This window comes from Sandarakinorhabdus rubra (assembly GCF_010994245.1).
Classification (GTDB): Bacteria; Pseudomonadota; Alphaproteobacteria; order Sphingomonadales; family Sphingomonadaceae; genus Sandarakinorhabdus; species Sandarakinorhabdus rubra.
In genome coordinates, this window is sequence record NZ_WMHO01000237.1 from 1 (window position 1) to 3,771 (window position 3,771).

Sequence of the window (3,771 nt, forward strand, 5' to 3'; positions counted from 1 at the left end):
GGGGCGGGCGCTGGCGGCGCCGGCGGGCGAGGCCACGCGGCCAACCAGCGACCGCGCCCGCGAGGCGATCTTCTCGATGCTGACCAGCCGTTTGGGGAGTTTCGAGGGGCTGGACGTGCTTGACCTGTTCGCCGGCACCGGCGCGCTGGGCATAGAGGCGCTGTCACGCGGCGCCGCCAGCGCCTGTTTCGTGGACAGCAATGCCAGCGCCGTGCGCACGATCCGCGCCAACCTCGCCGCACTGGGTGCCGCAGGCGACGTGCGGCAGGCGCCGGTCACCAGCCTCGGCCCGGCGACGCGCCCTCACCATCTCGTCTTTCTCGATCCGCCCTATGGCCAGGGCCTCGCCGAACCGGCGCTCGCGCATCTGGCGGCGCAGGGCTGGATCGCGCCGGGCGCACTGATCAGCATCGAGACGGCGGCCGGCGAGCCGCTGGCAACGCCGTTCGAAATGCTGGTCGAACGCCGCTTCGGCAAGGCGCTGGTGCGGCTGCTTAAAGCACCGGCCTGAGCCTCATTCCGCCCGGTCGCGGGCTTTCGGATAAGTGCCAATTACCTTCACCCAGTTGGTGAAGAAGGCCAGTTCCTCCAGGGCACGCGCCACGGCCGGCTCGGTGGGCGAGCCTTCGATCTCGGCATAGAATTCGGCCTGCGCGAACTTGCCGTCGCGCAGGTAGGATTCCAGCTTGGTCATGTTGATGCCGTTGGTGGCAAAGCCGCCCAGCGCCTTGAACAGCGCCGCCGGCACCGAGCGCACCTCGAAGTTGAAGCTGGTCATCGCCGGCACGCCGGGCGGCGGCGCCACGGGCTCGCGTGCCAGCACCACGAAGCGGGTGGTGTTGTGATCGGCATCCTCCACGCCCTCGGCCAGGATGTTGAGGCCATAAAGCTCGCCCGCCAGCCGGCTGGCAATGGCGCCCATCGCCGGGTTGCCATCGCCGGCAACGGCGGCGGCGGCGGCGGCGGTGTCGAAATATTGCACCGGCGCGATGCCCCAGGCCCGCAGGTGGCGGCGCACTTGGCCCAGCGCCTGGACATGGCTCTTCACTTCCCTGAGCGACGCCTTGTCGGCAAGGCCCAGCAGGCAATGGCGCACGCGCACGAAATGCTCGCCAACGATGGCAAGCCCGCTTTCGGGCAGCAGGAAATGGATATCGGCCACTCGGCCGTGCAGGCTGTTCTCGATGGGGATCACGGCGCAGCCGGCGCGGCCCGACTGCACGGCCTCGATCGCGTCTTCAAAGCTGGCGCAGGGCAGCGGCAGCCGATCGGGGAAGGCCTCGCGCACGGCCTGGTGGCTGTAGGCGCCCGGCGCGCCCTGAAACGCCACGGCCAGCGTGGGCTGGTGGGCGGCGGCCTCGACCATGCGGTCGACCAGCGCCTGGGCAAGGGGCGGATAGCTGCTCGTCATGGCCGTTCGTTATGATAGTGCGCTGCAACAAGCAAATGCTTGCGGGGCAGCCCACAATTTCCTAATCGCTGCGGCAGCAAGGTGCCGGCAGGCAGATCGGCACCATCAACGGAGCCCCGGCGTGGACAGTTTCGAGTGGAACAAGATCTTCGGCGGCGTGCTGGGCGGCCTGGTGGCCGTGCTGGGCGTGTCGATCGTGAGTGACATGATGTTCGCGCGGCACCTGCCGGAAAAGCCGGGCTATGTCGTGGCCGGCGTGGTCGAAGGCCCCGCCGAGGCAGCACCCGCCGATGCCGAGAAGCCGGCGGCCTTCTATCTCGCCAGCGCCGACCTTGCGAAGGGTGAGGCGCAATTCAAGAAATGCGCCGCCTGCCACAATGTTGATCCCGGCGGCGCCAACGGCACTGGCCCGGCGCTCTATGGCGTGGTTGGTCGCCCGATCGCGGCGGCCGCCGGCTTTGCCTATTCCGATGCCTTGAAGGGCATGGCTGGCAAGCCGTGGGACTGGGATGCGCTGTGGGGCTGGCTGAAGAGCCCGAAGGCCTATGCGGCCGGCAACAAGATGAGCTTTGCCGGCATTTCCAAGCCGGAAGACCGGGCCGCGCTGATTGCCTATCTGAACAGCAAGAGCGCCAGCCCGCTGCCGCTGCCCGCCGCGCCAGCCGAGGAAGCCCCGGCTGCGGAGGAAGCTGCGCCGGCGGACGCCGCCACAGAGGCCACCGCCACGCGCTGATCCCGGGTATGGCCCTCAGAGCCCGTAATGGGCCCTGACGATGGCCCAGCCTTCTTCCGCCGTTTCGACGAAGTGGAACAGCTTGAGGTCGTGGCGTGCGATCACGCCTTCTTCGGCCAGCGCTTCGAAGTTGACCACGCGGTTCCAGAAGCCGCGGCCATAGAGCAGGATGGGCAGCGGCGCGACCTTGCCGGTCTGCACCAGGGTCAAGAGTTCGAACAGTTCGTCGAAGGTGCCGAAGCCACCAGGGAACACCGCCACCGCCTTTGCACGCATCAGGAAGTGCATCTTGCGAAGTGCGAAATAGTGGAACTGGAAGGAAAGCCCCGGCGTCACATAGGGGTTGGGCACCTGCTCGTGCGGCAGCACGATGTTCATGCCCAGGGACGGCGCCCCCACCTCCCACGCGCCGCGGTTGGCCGCTTCCATGATGGACGGCCCGCCGCCCGAACAGACGGTGAAGCAGCGTTCCCCCGCCTCGCAGTGGGTGGAGACGAGGCGGGCCAGGTCGCGCGCCACCTCGTAATAACGGGCCTTCTCTGCCAGCCGCGCGGCCACTGCCTGCTTTTCAGGCGTGTCGGCAGCGGCCTCTACGGCCGGGACCTCCTCTGGCGAGGGAATGCGCGCCGAGCCATAGAAGACAAAGGTCGAATGAATGTCGGCCTCGGCCAGCAGCAGTTCCGGCTTCAGCAGTTCGAGCTGGAAGCGCACCGGGCGCAGATCCTCGCGCAGCAGGAAGTCCGGATCCTGGAAGGCAAGGCGATAGGCAGGATGTTCCGTTTGCGGCACGGCGGTCGGCTGATTGCCCAACCTTGCATCGGCTTTGGCGGTGGGGAACAGGCGTTCGGGCACAGTCGGCGGTGCCGGGGGGTTCATCATCTTCTTTCTCTTCATGAAATAGGCTCTGCCGGATAGGCCGGCGGGCCAGACTTGTCATCTCTTCAGGCCAAGCGCCGCCGTGGCAGCGCCCACATTCTCGTAACGCCAGCCCATGTCAGCATGAAGATGGCCGTGGGTGGGGATATGGAACAGCCCGAGATCGAGCCCCTTGAGGCAGATTTCGGCGGCGCGTTCGGGCAGGATGATGCCCATGTCCGCCGGCCAGCGCGCCGGGTCCGGCCCCAGACCGGCCGCGGTGAGGCCGGTGTAGACGCCGCCGGGCAGCAGCACGTGGACATCCAATGGCTTGCCGGCGTTGCGCGCCTCGGTCGCCAACCATTCGGCAAGGATGAGGACCCCGTGCTTGGACGCCGCATAGAGCCCGTTGCCGAAATTCTGGATGGAGGGCGGCAGCGAAAGGCTGTTCTCCGAGCCGGTCACCACCAGCCGCGCCCGCCAGCCGCCCGCCTCGGCCGCACGCACCAGCGGCTGCGCCAGCCTGGTGGGGGACAGCATGTTGATCTCCCACAGGCGCAGCAGCGCCGGATCATCGAGATCGGCCTTCAGCAACCGGGCGCGGTGGCCAATGCCGGCGTTGGCGAAGATCGCATCAAGCCGGCCGTGCCGGGCGACGAGCGTCTCGACGGCTGCCGGCCCGGCCGCCGGATCGGCCAGATCAAGCTCCAGCGCCTCGCCGCCACACAGGGCAGCCGTCTCCGCGGCGCCCGTCGCATTGATGTCGGCGGCC

Annotated in this window: 5 protein-coding genes; 2 read left to right on the forward strand and 3 right to left on the reverse strand. The window is 68.2% G+C overall.

Annotation, left to right across the window (positions count from 1 at the left end; translation table 11 throughout):
* On the forward strand, window positions 1-511 hold a 511-nt coding region (gene rsmD, locus GJV64_RS12435), incomplete at its 5' end, for a 16S rRNA (guanine(966)-N(2))-methyltransferase RsmD (RefSeq protein WP_164157572.1).
* Between the two features lie 3 nt (window positions 512-514).
* Here the strand turns inward: rsmD and GJV64_RS12440 are convergent.
* On the reverse strand, window positions 515-1,411 hold the full coding sequence (locus GJV64_RS12440; RefSeq protein WP_164157573.1) for a prephenate dehydratase: 897 nt from the start codon (window positions 1,409-1,411) through the stop codon (window positions 515-517).
* A 121-nt stretch (window positions 1,412-1,532) separates the two neighbouring features.
* Between GJV64_RS12440 and GJV64_RS12445 the strand changes: the two genes are divergently transcribed.
* The gene (locus tag GJV64_RS12445) at window positions 1,533-2,144 is read left to right on the forward strand and encodes a c-type cytochrome (protein WP_205599624.1); all 612 of its coding nucleotides are present in this window, start codon (window positions 1,533-1,535) and stop codon (window positions 2,142-2,144) included.
* A gap of 15 nt (window positions 2,145-2,159) precedes the next feature.
* Here the strand turns inward: GJV64_RS12445 and GJV64_RS12450 are convergent, their stop codons facing one another.
* Both GJV64_RS12450 and GJV64_RS12455 read right to left on the reverse strand, forming a co-directional pair.
* Complete coding sequence (locus tag GJV64_RS12450) at window positions 2,160-3,020, reverse strand: LOG family protein (RefSeq protein ID WP_164157578.1); 861 nt, start codon at window positions 3,018-3,020, stop codon at window positions 2,160-2,162.
* Window positions 3,021-3,077: 57 nt separating this feature from the next.
* On the reverse strand, window positions 3,078-3,771 hold a 694-nt coding region (locus GJV64_RS12455), incomplete at its 5' end, for an SDR family NAD(P)-dependent oxidoreductase (protein WP_164157576.1).